General features: G+C 72.2%; 13 protein-coding genes. 7 read left to right on the top strand and 6 right to left on the bottom strand.

Annotated elements, in window-relative coordinates:
* Positions 1-46 precede the first annotated feature (46 nt).
* Positions 47-886, top strand: a complete 840-nt coding sequence (locus GRX01_RS01980) for an ABC transporter permease (RefSeq protein ID WP_159662855.1) — start codon at positions 47-49, stop codon at positions 884-886.
* Between the two features lie 71 nt (positions 887-957).
* Here GRX01_RS01980 and GRX01_RS01975 read toward each other — a convergent pair whose 3' ends face one another.
* On the bottom strand, positions 958-1,782 hold the full coding sequence (locus tag GRX01_RS01975; RefSeq protein ID WP_201289473.1) for a TrmB family transcriptional regulator: 825 nt from the start codon (positions 1,780-1,782) through the stop codon (positions 958-960).
* Between the two features lie 500 nt (positions 1,783-2,282).
* On the opposite strand from GRX01_RS01975, the gene GRX01_RS01970 reads away from it, so the two are divergent.
* A complete protein-coding gene (locus tag GRX01_RS01970; RefSeq protein ID WP_159662853.1) occupies positions 2,283-2,528 on the top strand; it encodes a HalOD1 output domain-containing protein in 246 nt (81 codons plus the stop codon).
* A gap of 44 nt (positions 2,529-2,572) precedes the next feature.
* Here GRX01_RS01970 and GRX01_RS01965 read toward each other — a convergent pair whose 3' ends face one another.
* Complete coding sequence (locus GRX01_RS01965; protein WP_159662851.1) at positions 2,573-2,917, bottom strand: DUF7344 domain-containing protein; 345 nt, start codon at positions 2,915-2,917, stop codon at positions 2,573-2,575.
* Positions 2,918-3,027: 110 nt separating this feature from the next.
* Entirely contained in the window at positions 3,028-3,993 is a 966-nt protein-coding gene (locus tag GRX01_RS01960) for a DUF5787 family protein (protein WP_159662849.1), read from the bottom strand.
* A 133-nt stretch (positions 3,994-4,126) separates the two neighbouring features.
* Here GRX01_RS01960 and GRX01_RS01955 point away from each other — a divergent pair, with 133 nt between their 5' ends.
* From GRX01_RS01955 to GRX01_RS01940, 4 genes are all read left to right on the top strand, one after another.
* Positions 4,127-4,894, top strand: a complete 768-nt coding sequence (locus GRX01_RS01955) for a DUF6517 family protein (RefSeq protein WP_159662847.1) — start codon at positions 4,127-4,129, stop codon at positions 4,892-4,894.
* A gap of 94 nt (positions 4,895-4,988) precedes the next feature.
* Positions 4,989-6,221: a threonine synthase gene (locus GRX01_RS01950; RefSeq protein ID WP_321167863.1), complete on the top strand. Its 1,233-nt coding sequence runs from the start codon at positions 4,989-4,991 to the stop codon at positions 6,219-6,221.
* A gap of 329 nt (positions 6,222-6,550) precedes the next feature.
* On the top strand, positions 6,551-7,306 hold the full coding sequence (locus tag GRX01_RS01945; protein ID WP_159662845.1) for a coenzyme F420-0:L-glutamate ligase: 756 nt from the start codon (positions 6,551-6,553) through the stop codon (positions 7,304-7,306).
* A 43-nt stretch (positions 7,307-7,349) separates the two neighbouring features.
* Positions 7,350-8,336 carry a 5,10-methylenetetrahydromethanopterin reductase gene (locus GRX01_RS01940; protein ID WP_159663273.1) on the top strand — a complete coding sequence of 329 codons (987 nt, stop codon included), beginning with the start codon at positions 7,350-7,352 and terminating at the stop codon, positions 8,334-8,336.
* 57 nt (positions 8,337-8,393) lie between these two features.
* Here the strand turns inward: GRX01_RS01940 and GRX01_RS01935 are convergent, their stop codons facing one another.
* Positions 8,394-8,633 carry a hypothetical protein gene (locus tag GRX01_RS01935; protein ID WP_159662843.1) on the bottom strand — a complete coding sequence of 80 codons (240 nt, stop codon included), beginning with the start codon at positions 8,631-8,633 and terminating at the stop codon, positions 8,394-8,396.
* Positions 8,634-8,658: 25 nt separating this feature from the next.
* Between GRX01_RS01935 and GRX01_RS01930 the strand changes: the two genes are divergently transcribed.
* Positions 8,659-9,066, top strand: coding sequence for a DUF7573 domain-containing protein (locus GRX01_RS01930; RefSeq protein WP_233740808.1), 408 nt, complete (start codon positions 8,659-8,661; stop codon positions 9,064-9,066).
* 49 nt (positions 9,067-9,115) lie between these two features.
* Here GRX01_RS01930 and mutL read toward each other — a convergent pair whose 3' ends face one another.
* Complete coding sequence (gene mutL, locus GRX01_RS01925) at positions 9,116-10,804, bottom strand: DNA mismatch repair endonuclease MutL (RefSeq protein WP_321167862.1); 1,689 nt, start codon at positions 10,802-10,804, stop codon at positions 9,116-9,118.
* Positions 10,801-13,533, bottom strand: a complete 2,733-nt coding sequence (mutS, locus tag GRX01_RS01920) for a DNA mismatch repair protein MutS (protein WP_233740807.1) — start codon at positions 13,531-13,533, stop codon at positions 10,801-10,803. The genes mutL and mutS overlap by 4 nt, the downstream gene beginning before the upstream one ends.
* Positions 13,534-13,580 lie beyond the last annotated feature (47 nt).

Below are 13,580 nucleotides of genomic sequence, written 5' to 3'. Positions count from 1 at the left end.
CGTTCGTATCAACACGCTAAACTTTCCCGGCTCGCATCGGGCGCGTATGGCCCTCCGCGCCGTCGTCCGGAAGGACTTCCAGGACTCGATCCGGTCGTTCGCGCTGCTGTCGACCACGGCGGTGTTCGTCGCGTTCGGCGCGTTGCTGGCAGCGATCCAGTGGATCCCCCCGATCTACCGCGACAGCGCGGTCGACCCGAACACGCTGGCCCTGTTGAACAGCATGCGCCAGCCGACGGTGTTCCTCGTCCCGCTGATCGGGCTGCTGCTCGCGTACGATACCCTCGCGGGTGAACGCGAGGACGGCAGTCTCCGGCTCCTCCTCGGGCTCCCGAACACCCGCGCGGAGGCCGTTCTCGGGAAGGTGATCGGTCGGACTGGGGTGATCACGGTCGCGATCGGCGTCGGCTACGCGGTCGCCGGGGGCATCGCGCTGGCGACGTACGAGTCGTTCGACCTACGGGTGTTCGCGCTGTACACCGTACTCACGGTGTTCTACGGCGCGGTGTACGTCGCGCTCGCGACGGGGTTCTCGGCGGCGATGCGCACCCGAATGAACGCGTTCGCCGGCGCCGGCGGCCTCTACGCGCTGTTCCTCCTCGGGTGGGACGTGCTGTTGTTGATGCTGCAGTTGGTGATCTACGGCAACGAGATCCCGGAAACGGGACTCCCCGACTGGTTCAAGTTCCTCGGGCTGGCGAACCCCTCGACGGCGTTCATGCACGCCGTGCAGGTGTTCGTTCCCGAGTACGGGGAGATAACATTCTATCCGGAGGGGAGCGCGTGGTACCTCGACGACTGGATGGGCTTCGTCGTGCTGGCGGCGTGGGCGGTGACACCGTTGGTGCTCGGCCTGTGGCGGTTCGAGCGCACCGACATCCACTGACGCGAGGCGACGCTCCCGCGGGCCGGCGTTCGGTCTCGACGCGATCCCGTCGTGACTCGCCCGGACGACGGCTAGTCCTCCGGCGTCGCCTCCTCGCCGAAGCCGCGGCGGGTGGCCATCAGCCGACGGACGATCGCGACCAGCCCGTTGTCGAACCCGCGACCGAACACGCCGAGTTCGTGGTCGCGGCCGGCCGCGCCGGCGGTGAACGAACTCACGAGGATCGCCTCGCGGTCGACCAGCACGAGGCGGCTGATCTCGGTGGTGTCGTCGCTCGTGGCGGCCCCGCTGAGCCAGTCGAGCCCGGAGACGAACACCTCGGCATCGGGGAGCGACTCCCGGACGGTCGCGGCCAGTTCCGCCGAGGCGGCGCCGACGAGCAGGTCGACGCCGCGGTCGTGTGCGGCGTCGAGCCGCCGCATCAGTTCGGGCGTGACCACTCCGTCGTGGCCGATCACGACGACGATCTCCCGCTCCGCGCCCTCGACGAGTTGCCGCGTTCGGCTCGTGATCCCCTGCTCGCCCGACAGCGCCCACACCTCGTGGGTGACCTCCGTCCCCTCGTCGTCGTCGGGCGGTTCGAGCCCGTCGAGCGCGTCGCGCAGCGACTCGGTCCGTCGCTCGTACTCCGTCTGTAGGGTCCCGATCGCCTCGTCGATCGACACCGCCCGAAACACCTGCGGGTTGGTGTGTTGCGTCTCGACGAGCCCCTTCGCCTCCAGCACGCGGATCGCGTCGTAGACGCGCGTTCGGGGCACCTCCGAGGTGTCGCTGATCTCCTTGGCCGTGGCCTGTCGCTGCCGCGCCAGCGCGACGAAGGACCTCGCCTCGTACTCCTTGAGCCCGAGTTGTTGCAACAACTCGATCGCCTGCCGTCGATGGGTGCTGTCGTTCATGGGTCCCAACCTCGGTACGACACGCCCGCTTCTCGTTCCGGGAATATAGTAGCCTCGCGACGCGAGCCGACCTCGATCACCCGTCCGCGTTCGACGCTCGGTTGTGATCGTTCGAGTTACACATATCAATCGGCTTCGTGGGTGTGTCCTCTCTGCTGTTAGCTCTCGGAATAGAATTCACTCGATTAATCACAACAAAACTATATGCGGCCCATCACTCGTTCCTCGTGGCGCGGGGTCGCAGTTCTGGTCCCAACCTCGCTGTCGCCCCGCGCCGAGAACTCCCACCTCGGGTCGTTCTCGATAGGCCGCCGAGTCGGCCCGCGAGCGGCACGCTCGGCTCGACGACCGACCGCGTCTGGACGCGCCGGCCCGCGATCGGCTTTGTTACTCAAAAATTCACAACAACGTTATCCCTGCTGACGGGGTATCCCCTCCACGATGGACGACTACGATCGTGGCTTTCGACCAGGCGTCGCGCCGACAACGGTTAGAGAACGATGAGCGAGGCGGTCTGGTGCGGCGACACAGAGCCGTGCGTCGAGATCGTCTCCGCGGTGTCGGAGGCGACTGGGCTCCCCTCGACGAGGCTCCCGCCGCTGCAACGGTCGGTCGACGTCGACGCCCTCGAGGCGCTGGTGAGCGGCGACGCGTCGTCGTCGCTCCGGATCGAGTTCGAGTACGCCGGCGTCGTCGTCAGCGTCGGCCGCGACGGCGTGATCGCGCTCGACTCCGTGGACGAGTGAACCGATAGCGCGGTCGGGCTGACCTCCGATGACGCCCGCCGTCGTCACTCGCTCGTGGACCGGTCCGATCCGTCACCGAGTTCTCGGTGGGCCGTGACGGTCCGGAGGAGCGAGGCGACCGCGTCGAAGCGGGGGCCGCGCCGAACCGTCCCGTCCTCGGCGTCGTAGTCGATCACGTCGGCGTCGTGTAGCTTCGGGAGGTGGCTGTGTCGCAACCCGATCCGGACGCCGGCGACGTCGCTCGTCGTCGTGGCGAGCGACGCCGCCAGCGACTCCACGGTGACCGGTTCCTCCGCGTCGGCCAGACGACGGACGACGGCGCGTCGCTGTCGCTCCGCGAGCAGTCGAAGCGCCGCGTCGGTCGTGATCGGACGTCCCCCCTGATCCATTGTCGTCCCCCCCTGATCGATCGAACGGCCGTCCGTTTCGAGGACGGTGTGAAAAGATGCGACTGTTTCCCGAATCCTCACAGCAGCGGCCACCGGCGCGTCGCCGTCGGCTACCCGAACCGGTCCAGCCCGGTCTGTCGCCGGACCACCCCGGGCGGGTCACGGACCCACGGCGTGCGCTCCGCGCGGAGCGCGTCGCCGTCCGCGGCGGTCGCCGCCGCGTCGTCCGCCGTCCACCCGGAGCACGACTCCCCGCAGTCGCTCGCGGGGTCGACGACGCGGTCGAAGTGCGCGCAGCGCGGGCGACCGTCCTCGGTCGCCTCGCAGTTCCCGCAGCCGGGGAACGCGTACGTCCGCCACCCCTTGCCGTAGGCCCGCTCCGCGATCCGTCGCCGCTTCGCGGCCTTCTCGGCGGGGTCGACGACCGCCACGTCCGTCCGACCGGGGTGTTCGGCGAGCAGCTCTACGCCCGGGGCGTCGGGGTCGAGGCTCGTCGCCTCGCGGACCACCTCGCGGTCGCCCGTGTCGGGGTGGAAGCGCCAGACGCCGACCGTCTCGGGGATCCGGTTCAGGTGCGCGCCGGTGACGTGGCTCTCGGTCGCGAGCACGACGCGGTCGAACAGCGCGAGGCTCGTGTCGACCCGAAGCTGTCGCCGGAGGTCGCCCGGCCGGCCGAGGTCGGGTTTGTTCTCGATGGCCACGAGTTCGTCGAACCAGTCGTCGGGGTAGCGCGTCGCCTTCCGGACGTGGCGCGTGCCCCCGCGGCGCTCCTCGGCGAAGAAGCCGCAGTCGACGGCGGCGTCGGCGATCCCGCGGGCGCGGTCGGGGTGCGCGTCGACCGCCTCGGCGACGGGGACCGCCTCCCCGACGCCCGCCGTCGACTCGACCGCCTTCGGCGGGATCGTTCGGTCGGTGATGCGGGCGCGGTCGTCGAACGCGGGGCCGGGCACGAGGCCGACGACGTCGACGACGCGGCTCCCCGGCGCCGCGACGGCGCCGCCGAGCTGGCGCGCGAGCACCCAGTCGGTCGCGTGCTCCAGATGGGCACACAGCGCCAGCTCGAAGCCGAACTCCATACCGGACCGCGGGACCGGACGGGCAAAAGCGCTCGTACGCTCGCGGGCGCCGCGGACGGGGAACGGATCGGCCGCTATCGGGGGTGATACGCGCGACGACGCGCTTTTGTGTCGGACGGGCGCCCCGACGACCATGGACAGACGACGATTCCTCGCGGGGGCCGCCGCCGCCGGCGTCGCGGGGCTGGCCGGCTGCGGGACCGCGTCGGGGACCGTCCGACCGCCGCGGACACCGGATGACCGGCTCGACGAGGGGGGATGGGAGCGAACGCGCGCCGACACCGAGGAGGTGCTCTCGCGGACCGTCGGCGGGGTCGACGTGACCGCGACGGCGGTCACCCGCGTGTACGACGACGCGGCGTTGCGCGCCGCGGTCTCCGAGCGGACCCTGGGGGCGATCGACGCGCCGCTCTCGAACGTCTTCGCCAGCCGGATCGCCTTCTCGCCGAACCTCGCAGACATCCCGTTGGAGTCGGCGCGGGAGGAACTCGCCGACCGCGCGGGCGAGGTCGCGCGCGGCCAGTTCGAGTCGCAGCTCTCGTCGGCCGGACTCACGGACGTCTCGGGCAGCGACGCGGGAACGCTCACCGTCGAGACGGGCGAGGACGCCTCGCTCACGGAGTACAGCGCCGCCTTCGAGTTCGACGCGCTGTCGTTCGACGTGCGCGGCGAGACGGTCACCATCGAGGAGGGGAGCGTCGCCGTCGAGGGGCTGCTCGCGTCGTGGATCCACGACGGCGGCCTGCTGATCGCCGGCGGGGCGTACCCGGCGGAGAACTTCGCCCGGACGGTCGATCGGGACCTCTCGGAGGCGATCACCGTCACGGTCGACGTGGACCTCGGCCTCACGCCCGACGCGTACCGCGAGGAGGTCCGCGGGATCGTGCGGCGCGTCGAGTAGGGGCGACCGCCGCGCGCTCGGGGACCGATCCCGTTTCACCCCGCGGACCGCCGGATGCACAAGCGGTTAGTCTCGCCCCGCCGAGACGGCGCGTGTGCGAACCACCGACGCCTTCGTCGCGTTGCGCTGTATCGACTGCGACGCCCGCCACGACCCGAGCGAGGTAACCCACCGCTGCCCCGACTGCGGCGGCATCACCGACCCCGAGTACGACCTCGACGCGGTCGACCTCTCCCGCGAGGACATCGAGTCGCGTCCGTTCGACTCGCTGTGGCGCTACGAGGAGCTGCTCCCGTTCCCGAAGGACGTCGCCGTCTCGATGGGCGAGGGGGCGACGCCGCTGGTCGAGTGCCCGACGCTCGCCGAGCGGATGGGCGTCGGCGCCGTCTACATCAAGGACGAGGGGCGCAACCCGACGGGGACGTTCAAGGACCGCGGGCAGACGGGCGCCGTCACCGCCGCCGTCGAGCACGGCGCCGAGTCGATCGCGCTCAACAGCGCCGGCAACGCCGGGCAGGCCGCAAGCGCCTACGCCGCCCGGGCGGGACTCGACTCGCACGTGTTCCTCCCCGACCGCGCCGGCTTCACGCAGAAGGCGATGACCGAGGTCCACGGCGGCGACCTCCGGATCGCGAAGGGCGAGATCACCGACGCCGGCGCCGAGTACGCCGCGGCGATGGAGCCGGGCGCCGAGGGCGACGAGGCCGGCTGGTACTCCACGAAGACGTTCGTGACGCCGTACCGCCACGACGTGAAGAAGACGATGGCCTACGAGACGATCGAGCAGTTGGACTGGGACGTGCCGGACGCGGTCGTCTACCCGACCGGCGGCGGCGTCGGCCTGATCGGGATGCACAAGGCCGCCCTCGAGCTCCGCGAGTTGGGGTTCACCGACGACCTGCCGGGGATGTACGCCGCGCAGGCCGAGGGCTGTGCGCCGGTCGTCCGCGCGTGGGACGACGGCGCCGAGGCACACGAGGCGTGGGAGGAGATCACCACGGCCTGTAACGGGATCGCCGTCCCGGATCCGGGCGCGTCGACGTGGATCCTCGACGCGATCGCGGAGTCCGGCGGCGGCGCGGTCGCCACGAGCGACGGGGCGATCCTCGACGCGGCGATCGAGGTCGCGCGGACGGAGGGTATCGAGGTCGGCGCGACGTGCGCCTCGGCCGTCTCCGGAGCCTTCGAGCTCGCCGAGCGCGGCGACCTCGGCGAGGACGACACGGTCGTGCTCCTCAACACCGGCGCGGGAAACAAGGACGTGGACACCCTGCGGAGCCACCTCGGCGCTCGCGAGGGGGCCGCCGAGACCGACTCGACCGAGTAGGTCGCCGACGCGACGCTCGCAGCGAACGTTCTCGGAGGAGGACGGGGGCACTCACTCGCGATGTAGCACGCAACGAACTCCCCCGTGTACGCCGCAGAGCCGCGGCTCGACGGATGGGATCGGGCGGCTCGGGTGAATCCCTCGTCACACGGGGCTCGGTGGGGGTAACCCTCGTCACGGCCGCCCGGCCGGGTGTATCCGGTCGGCGCGTATCACTCCTTCCCATCGTCATCGGCGCGTCGTTCGGCCGCAACCTCGTCATCGACGCGAACACCGGACACGTGTACCACCACCGGCGCGCTTTTGCGGCGGACGGCCGGAGGTGTCGTATGGAGCTATTCGCCGTCCCCGATCTCCCCGAGATCCGGGAGGGGGACGACCTCGCGGCGCTGATCCGCGGCCGGGTGGACCTCCGCCCGGACGACGTGGTGTGTGTCGCCTCGACGATCGTCTCGAAGGCCGAGGGCCGGGCGTTCGACCTCGACGACTTCCCCGCCGGCCCGCGAGCGCGGGAGATCGCCGCCCGCCTGGAGGAGATCAGCGGCGACGAGAAGGACCCCCGGTTCGCGCAGGCCGTGCTGGAGGAGTCGACCGAGGTGATCATGGAGGCGCCGTTCCTGCTCACCGAGTCCCGCTTCGGGCACGTCGGCGTCAACGCCGGGATCGACCGCTCGAACGTCCCCGAGCACGACCTCCTCCTCCTGCCGAGGCGACCGTCGGAGTCCGCCGAGCGCATTCGGGAGGGGCTGCCGGCCGACCGGGTGCTCGTCACCGACACCTGCGGCCGGCCGTTCAGACACGGCCAGCGCGGCGTCGCCGTCGGCTGGGCCGGACTGGCGCCCGCTCGCGACTGGCGCGGCGAGTCGGACAGGGACGGCCGCGAACTCGGCGTCACCGTCGAGAACGTCGCCGACGAACTCGCCGCCGCCGCGAACCTCGTCGCCGGCGAGGGCGACGGCGGAACCCCGGTCGTCGTCGTCCGCGACTTCGAGTGGGGCGATCACGGCGAGAGCGACGCGCACTTCCGCGACGTGGACGGCGACCTGATCCGCCAGGCGGTCCGGGGGTGGGAGTTCGATGAGTGACTCCGCCGACGCCGGCGGCGAGCAGGCGGACGCGACGGAACCGATGCTCGGCATCGAACTCGCGCCCGAGCACCCGGTCGATCGGATGGTCGAACTGGGGACGCTCGCGGAGGACGCCGGCTTCGACTCGCTGTTCGTCTCTCACCACTACAACAACCGCGACGCGTTCTCGGTGCTCTCGCGGCTCGCCGCCGCGACCGACGACGCCCGCCTCGGCCCCGGCGTCGTGAACCCGCTGGAGTTCCACCCGGCGACGCTCGCGTCGAAGGTGGCGACGCTCGACGAGGCCAGCGACGGCCGCGCAGTCTTCGGTATCGGTCCCGGAGACCCCTCCACTCTGCGCAACCTCGGGCTCGACGACGATCGGGGCCTTCGCCCCGTGCTGGAGGCGTTCAAGACCGCACGGAAGCTGTGGGCCGGCGAGCGCGTCGACGGCGGATCCACGTTCGATGCCGACGACGCCGGACTGAACTACGAGCCCCCGCAGGGCGCCGACATCCCGGTGTACGTCGGCGGCGAGGGGCCGCACATGTGCCGGATGGCGGGCAAACACGCCGACGGCCTGCTGTTCAACGGCTCGCACCCGGACGACCTCGCGTGGGCGCGCGAGCAGGTCGAGCAGGGCGAGGCCGACCGTCCGGACTCGCGCGGGGCGTTCGACCTCGCGGCGTACGCCGCCGTCAGCGTCGCCGCCGACCCGGACGAGGCGCGGGAGGCCGCCCGTCCCCCGGTCGCGTTCATCGCCGCCGGCGCGGCCCCCCCGGTGCTGGACCGCCACGGGATCGACGCGGATCTGGCCGGCGACATCGGCGACCGGATCTCCGCCGGCGAGTTCTCCGAGGCGTTCGAGCTGGTCACGCCCGCGATGGTCGACGCGTTCTGCATGGCCGGCGACGCCGCGGCGGTCGCGGACCGGATGGCCGCGGTGCTGGAGCACGCAGACTCGCTGGTCGTCGGGTCGCCGCTCGGGCCGGATCTCGACACGGCGATCGAACTTGCGGCCGAGGCGGCCGCTCGCGCGACGGAGTAGAACCGCGGAGAAGATCGTTTCGTGTCGGTCGCGTCGGGTCGTGTCGGTCGCGTCGGGTCAGCGCCGGCCGCGGACCTGCCGGCTCTTCGCCGGGAGGTTGCCGATGCCGAACTCGTAGCCGAGCGCGCCGAGCGCGAGGTAGCCGAGGAAGGCGGACGCTCCGCCGACGAACGCGGCGCCGAACAGGAACGAGACGAACGACAGCGGGTCCCGGAGCGCCACGTCCGTCACGAAGATGACGATCAGGTCGATGACGCTGGTGACCAGCCGGACGATGAAGTCGATGACGGTTACCATACCCGGCGCTCGGTTCCGCGGGGACTTGAGCGTTGATGTGTGTGAGGCCGTGGACGGCGGTCCCGCCTCCCCCTCCGTCGCCGCGGCGTCGCTCGCCGGAGTTAACTTCGCGCCGGTGGACCGAACGACCGTGTCGGAGGACCACTCGCTGGAGGAGTTCGCGTCGACCGACTCGACCGGTTCGGACGACACGGACACGGTGGACGACGTGGACGATCCGGGCGATCCGGGCGACACAGCCGACGACGCCGCCGATAGCGCCGGCGCCGAGGGCGACGACGCGGCCGACCCTCCCGCCGACGCGGTCGATCCCGCCGATCCGACGTACGACTACTCACCCGACGGCGCGTCCTGTGGCGCCTGCGGCGAGCGGGTGACGCGCCGGTGGCGCGACGACGGCGACTACGTCTGCGTCGACTGCAAGGAGTGGTGACGCGCGCGAACCCTCGGCGCCGACCCCGTTCCGGCCACGCGGGCCGTTTTCACCGCGAGCCGTGCCGCTCGAACCCGTCCGCCAGCGTCGACGCCGCCACCGACAGCACCGTCGGCCGGCCGTGTGGACAGGCGTACGGCTGCTCGCACTCGCCGAGTCGCTCGACCAGCCGCGCCGCCGTCTCGCGGTCGAGCGCGTCGCCGGCCTTCAGCGACGGGTGGCAGGCCAGATCCGCGAGCAGATCGTCCCGGACGGCGTCCGCGCCGCCGCGTCCGCCCGACTCGCGGAGGTCGGCGGCGACCTCGCGGAGCGTCCCCGCGTCGGCGACGCGCCCCAGCGGCGCCGGGACCGCCGTCACGCGGTAGGTCGTCCCGCCGAACGGGTCGACCGAGAAGCCGAGCGTCGCCAGTTCCTCGCGGTGCTCCTCGACGGCGGCGGCCGTCGGCGGGTCCAGCGTCACCGTCTCCGCCGGGTCCAACTCGGCCGACGGAACCGCCTCCTCCGCGAGCGACGCCCGGAGACGTTCGAAGTTGACGCGCTCGTGGGCGGCGTGCTGGTCGACCACCACCAGGTCCCCGCCCGACTCGCAGACGACGTACAGGTCGCGGAGGACACCGAGCACCGTCGCGTCGGCGAAATCCGACTCGGTCGCCTCGACGGGCGCGAGCGAGGAGTCGAGGTCCATCGCGACCTCCCCCGACCTGCGGAGGTCGGCGGTCGTCAGCGCCTCCCGGACGCCGGACTCGACCGCGTCGGCGACGGCGTCGCCGCCGCGGATCGCGACGCGTTCCTTCGCGGGGTGGACGTTCGGGTCGACCGCCCACGCGGGCAGATCGAGGTGAACGACGGCGACCGGCTCCCGGCCGTTCGGGAGCAGGCTCCCGTACCCGCGAGCGACGGCCCGACGGAGGTCGTCGGCGCGGACGGGCCGGCCGTTCACCGCGACGTGGACGTGATCGCGCGTCGAGCGCGTCGTGGAGGGGTAACAGAGCCGTCCCTCGACCGAGAGGTCCGCCGCTCGGTCGACGAGGTCGACCCCGGCTCGGTGGGTGACTGCCGTCGACTCGCCGCCGGTCTCGCGGCCGTACAGCGCCACCAACGCGTCCCGGAGCCCGGTCCCTGGCGTCGACGCCGTCTCCCGGCCGTCGTGCTCGAGCGAGAACGCCACGTCGGGCCGAGCCAGCGCGTACGAGGTGAGCAGCTCGGAGATCCGACCGAACTCCCGCGCCGGCGACGCCAGCGACTCCCGACGCGCGGGCCGGTCGCCGAACAGGTCCGTCACGACGACCGTGGTGCCGCGGGCGCGGCCGGCGTCCTCGACCGTCTTTCCGTCCCTCGCCACGGTCACTCGCGTTCCGACCGCCGAGCCGTCGCTCGTCACGAGTTCGAGGTCGCCGGCGTCGGCGATCGCGGCGAGCGCCTCGCCGCGGAAGCCGAGCGTCGCCGCCTCGCGGAGGTCGTCGGCCGAGCGGATCTTGCTCGTCGTGTGGGGCTCGACCGCGCGAACGGCGTTCTCTCGGCTCATGCCGTGGCCGTCGTCGGCGACGCGGATCCGGTCGGTCCCGTCGCCGTCGACGGCCACCTCGATCCGTTCGGCGCCGGCGTCGAGCGCGTTCTCCACGAGTTCGGCGACGACGCGGGCCGGGCGGGTGACCACCTCGCCGGCGGCGATGCGCTCGACGCTGTCCTCGGACAGTTCGCGGACCGCGGGTGCGTCGGCCTCGGTGTCGCGGCTCACTGTCCCCCACCACCGGGTACGGCGCCGTCGTCGTCGTAGCCGTCGCGGTTGACGTCGCCCGCCTCCTCGGCACGCCGCTGGAACTCGTGGAGGCTGTTCAGCGCCTCCAGTGGCGTCGTTTCCGCGAGAGAGAGGTCGCGGAGGTCCGTGAGGAGGCCGGCGACCGCGGGGTCGTGGCGGGGCGACCCGGACGCCGCCGGGGGGGACGACGTGTCGTGCCCGTTCGTCGCGATCTCGTCGAGGGTTCGCTGGGGCGTCGCCTCGACGGTGTCGTCGCCGGCGGCCGACCGGTCGCCCGCGTCGGATCGGTCGGCGGCGACGAGGTCGTGCGCACGGGCGACGACCGAGTCGGGGACGCCGGCGAGGTCGGCGACCTCGACGCCGTACGACGAGGAGGCGGCGCCCTCGCGGATCCGGTGGAGGAACGTGACCTCCCCGTCGCGCTCGGTCGCCGCGAAGTGGCGGTTCACGACCCGGTCGTGTTCGTCGGCCAGGTCCGTCAGCTCGTGGTAGTGGGTCGCGAACAGCGTCGTCGCGCCGGCCTCGTCGTGGAGGAACTCGACGGCGGCGCGGGCGATGGCCCGGCCGTCCGTCGTCGACGTGCCGCGGCCGACCTCGTCGAGCAGGACCAGCGAGTCGCCGGTCGCGTCGTGGAGCACGTCGGTCAGCTCGCGCATCTCGCGCATGAACGTCGACTCGCCGCCGGCGATGTCGTCGCTGGCGCCGACGCGGGTGAACACGCGGTCGACCACGGGGAGCCGGGCCGTCTCGGCGGGGACGAACGACCCCGCCTGCGAGAGCACGACCGCGAGCGCGACCTGCCGCATGTACGTCGACTTCCCGCTCATGTTCGGGCCGGTGATCAGCGCGACGGTCCCCCGCGGGAGGTCGGCGTCGTTCGGGACGAACTCCGGCTCGGTCTCCTCGACGACTGGGTGTCGGGAGCGCTTCAGGTGGATACCGTCGTCGTTGTCGCCCGTGTCGCCGCCGGTCGCGTCGGCGCCCGCCACGATCTCGGGCCGGACGTAGTCGCGCTCGACGGCGGCGGTCGCGAGCGCCGAAAGCGCGTCCACGCGGGCGACGGCGTCCGCCAGCGCGCCGATCCGGTCGGACTCCTCGGCGACCCGGTCGCGGAGGTCGGCGAACAGCTCGTACTCCATGGCGTCCGCGCGCTCCTCGGCGCCGAGGATCTCGTCCTCGCGACGCTTCAGCTCGGGCGTGTAGAACCGCTCGGAGTTCTTCAGCGTCTGGCGGCGGGTGTAGTCGTCGGGAACCCTGTCGAGTTGCCCGTTGGTCACCTCAATGAAGTAGCCGTGGACTTGCGTGTAGCCGACCTCCAGGTTGTCGATGCCCGTGCGCTCGCGCTCGCGTTCCTCTAAGTTCGCGATCCACTCGCGTCCCTCGCGGGCGGTCGACCGGACCTCGTCGAGTTCGTCGTCGTAGCCCGCGCGGATCACTCCGCCGTCGGTGATCTCCTGTGGCGGCTCCTCGACGACGGCGGCGTCGATCAGTTCCCGGAGGTCGTCGAGCGGGTCGAGATCGGCGCGTACCTCGGCGAGCGCCTCCACGTCCGCGACGGCGTCGCGGATCGCCGGCACCGCCGCGAGCGTGTCGTGGAGCGACCGGAGGTCGCGGGCGTCCGCCCGCCCCCGGGAGATCCGCCCGGCGAGGCGTTCGAGGTCGTAGGCGGCCGAGAGCGCCTCGCGCACGTCCTCGCGAACGAGCGTTCGCTCGGCGAACGCCGCGACCGCGTCGTGGCGCGCCTCGATGGCCTCGCGGTCGACGAGCGGCCGGCGAAGCCACGCGCGCAGGCGCCTCCGTCCCAGCGCCGAGCGCGTCTCGTCGATCGTGTCGAACAGCGTCCGGCCGGAGCCGACGTGGTTCTCGAACAGCTCCAGCCCCCTGAGCGCGGTCGCGTCCAGCCGCAGCGAGCGCCGGGGGTCGTACCGTCGGACGCGACGGACGTACTCCAGCGGGCCGTCGTCGCCCTGGGTGTACTCGGCGTACGACAACAGCGCGCCGGCGGCGACGCGCTCGGCGGCGTCGAAGCGCTCCGACTCGGCGTAGCGGTCGAGCACGGCGCGGGCGGCGTCGGGCTCGAACGTCTCCGGGTCGCGCTCAGTGCGCATGCAGTCGGCGCCGTCGACGACGGCGGGGTCGACCCCGGGGCCGCACAGCAGTTCGGCGGGGCCGATCCGCGCGAGCTCCTCGTCGACCGCGGCGGCGTCGCCGGCGGTGACGGCGCACTCGCCGGTCGACACGTCGACGTGGGCGACGCCGTAGGCGGGGTTCCCTTCGGACTCCTTCTCGGATCCGCCCGCCGCGGTCGCGACACAGGCGACGTAGGTGTTCGACCCCGCCGCGAGCAGTTCCTCCTCGACGACGGTGCCGGGGGTGAGCACCTGCGTGACCGCGCGCTCGACGAGACCGGAGGCCTCCTCGGGGTCCTCGACCTGGTCGGCGACGGCGACGCGGTACTCGGCGTCCAGCAGGCGCTTCAGGTACTTCGGGGCGTTGTCGACGGGGATGCCGCAGGCGGTGTAGGTGCCGGTGGAGTCCTCGCGCTCGATCCGGGTGAGCTCGCAGATCCGGGCGACCTCGTCGGCGGCCTCGCAGAACGCCTTGTAGAAGTCGCCGACGCGAAAGAGGACGACCGCGTCGTCGTACCGCTCGGCCACGTCGACGTACTGCGCGAGCATCGGCGTCAGCTCCTCCCGGCGGTCGAGCATCGTCGCCGGCGCTCCCGTGACCATGTTCTCGACTGTGAGGGGGGCGG

Origin of the sequence: Halobaculum saliterrae, from assembly GCF_009831625.1 — an archaeon.
Taxonomy (GTDB): domain Archaea; phylum Halobacteriota; class Halobacteria; order Halobacteriales; family Haloferacaceae; genus Halobaculum; species Halobaculum saliterrae.
The sequence above is the reverse complement of the archived record's forward strand: the minus strand, read 5'-3'. Positions and strand labels throughout refer to the sequence as shown.

Coding starts and splice junctions, on each gene's coding strand:
- GRX01_RS01955 (WP_159662847.1), top strand. CDS start 4,127: ATGGACAGACGACGATTCCTCGCGGGGGCCGCCGCCGCCGGCGTCGCG.
- mutS (WP_233740807.1), bottom strand. CDS start 13,533: ATGCTCGACCGCCGGGAGGAGCTGACGCCGATGCTCGCGCAGTACGTC.
- GRX01_RS01960 (WP_159662849.1), bottom strand. CDS start 3,993: ATGGAGTTCGGCTTCGAGCTGGCGCTGTGTGCCCATCTGGAGCACGCG.
- GRX01_RS01935 (WP_159662843.1), bottom strand. CDS start 8,633: ATGGTAACCGTCATCGACTTCATCGTCCGGCTGGTCACCAGCGTCATC.
- GRX01_RS01940 (WP_159663273.1), top strand. CDS start 7,350: ATGCTCGGCATCGAACTCGCGCCCGAGCACCCGGTCGATCGGATGGTC.
- GRX01_RS01970 (WP_159662853.1), top strand. CDS start 2,283: ATGAGCGAGGCGGTCTGGTGCGGCGACACAGAGCCGTGCGTCGAGATC.
- GRX01_RS01945 (WP_159662845.1), top strand. CDS start 6,551: ATGGAGCTATTCGCCGTCCCCGATCTCCCCGAGATCCGGGAGGGGGAC.
- GRX01_RS01975 (WP_201289473.1), bottom strand. CDS start 1,782: ATGAACGACAGCACCCATCGACGGCAGGCGATCGAGTTGTTGCAACAA.
- GRX01_RS01965 (WP_159662851.1), bottom strand. CDS start 2,917: ATGGATCAGGGGGGACGTCCGATCACGACCGACGCGGCGCTTCGACTG.
- GRX01_RS01980 (WP_159662855.1), top strand. CDS start 47: ATGGCCCTCCGCGCCGTCGTCCGGAAGGACTTCCAGGACTCGATCCGG.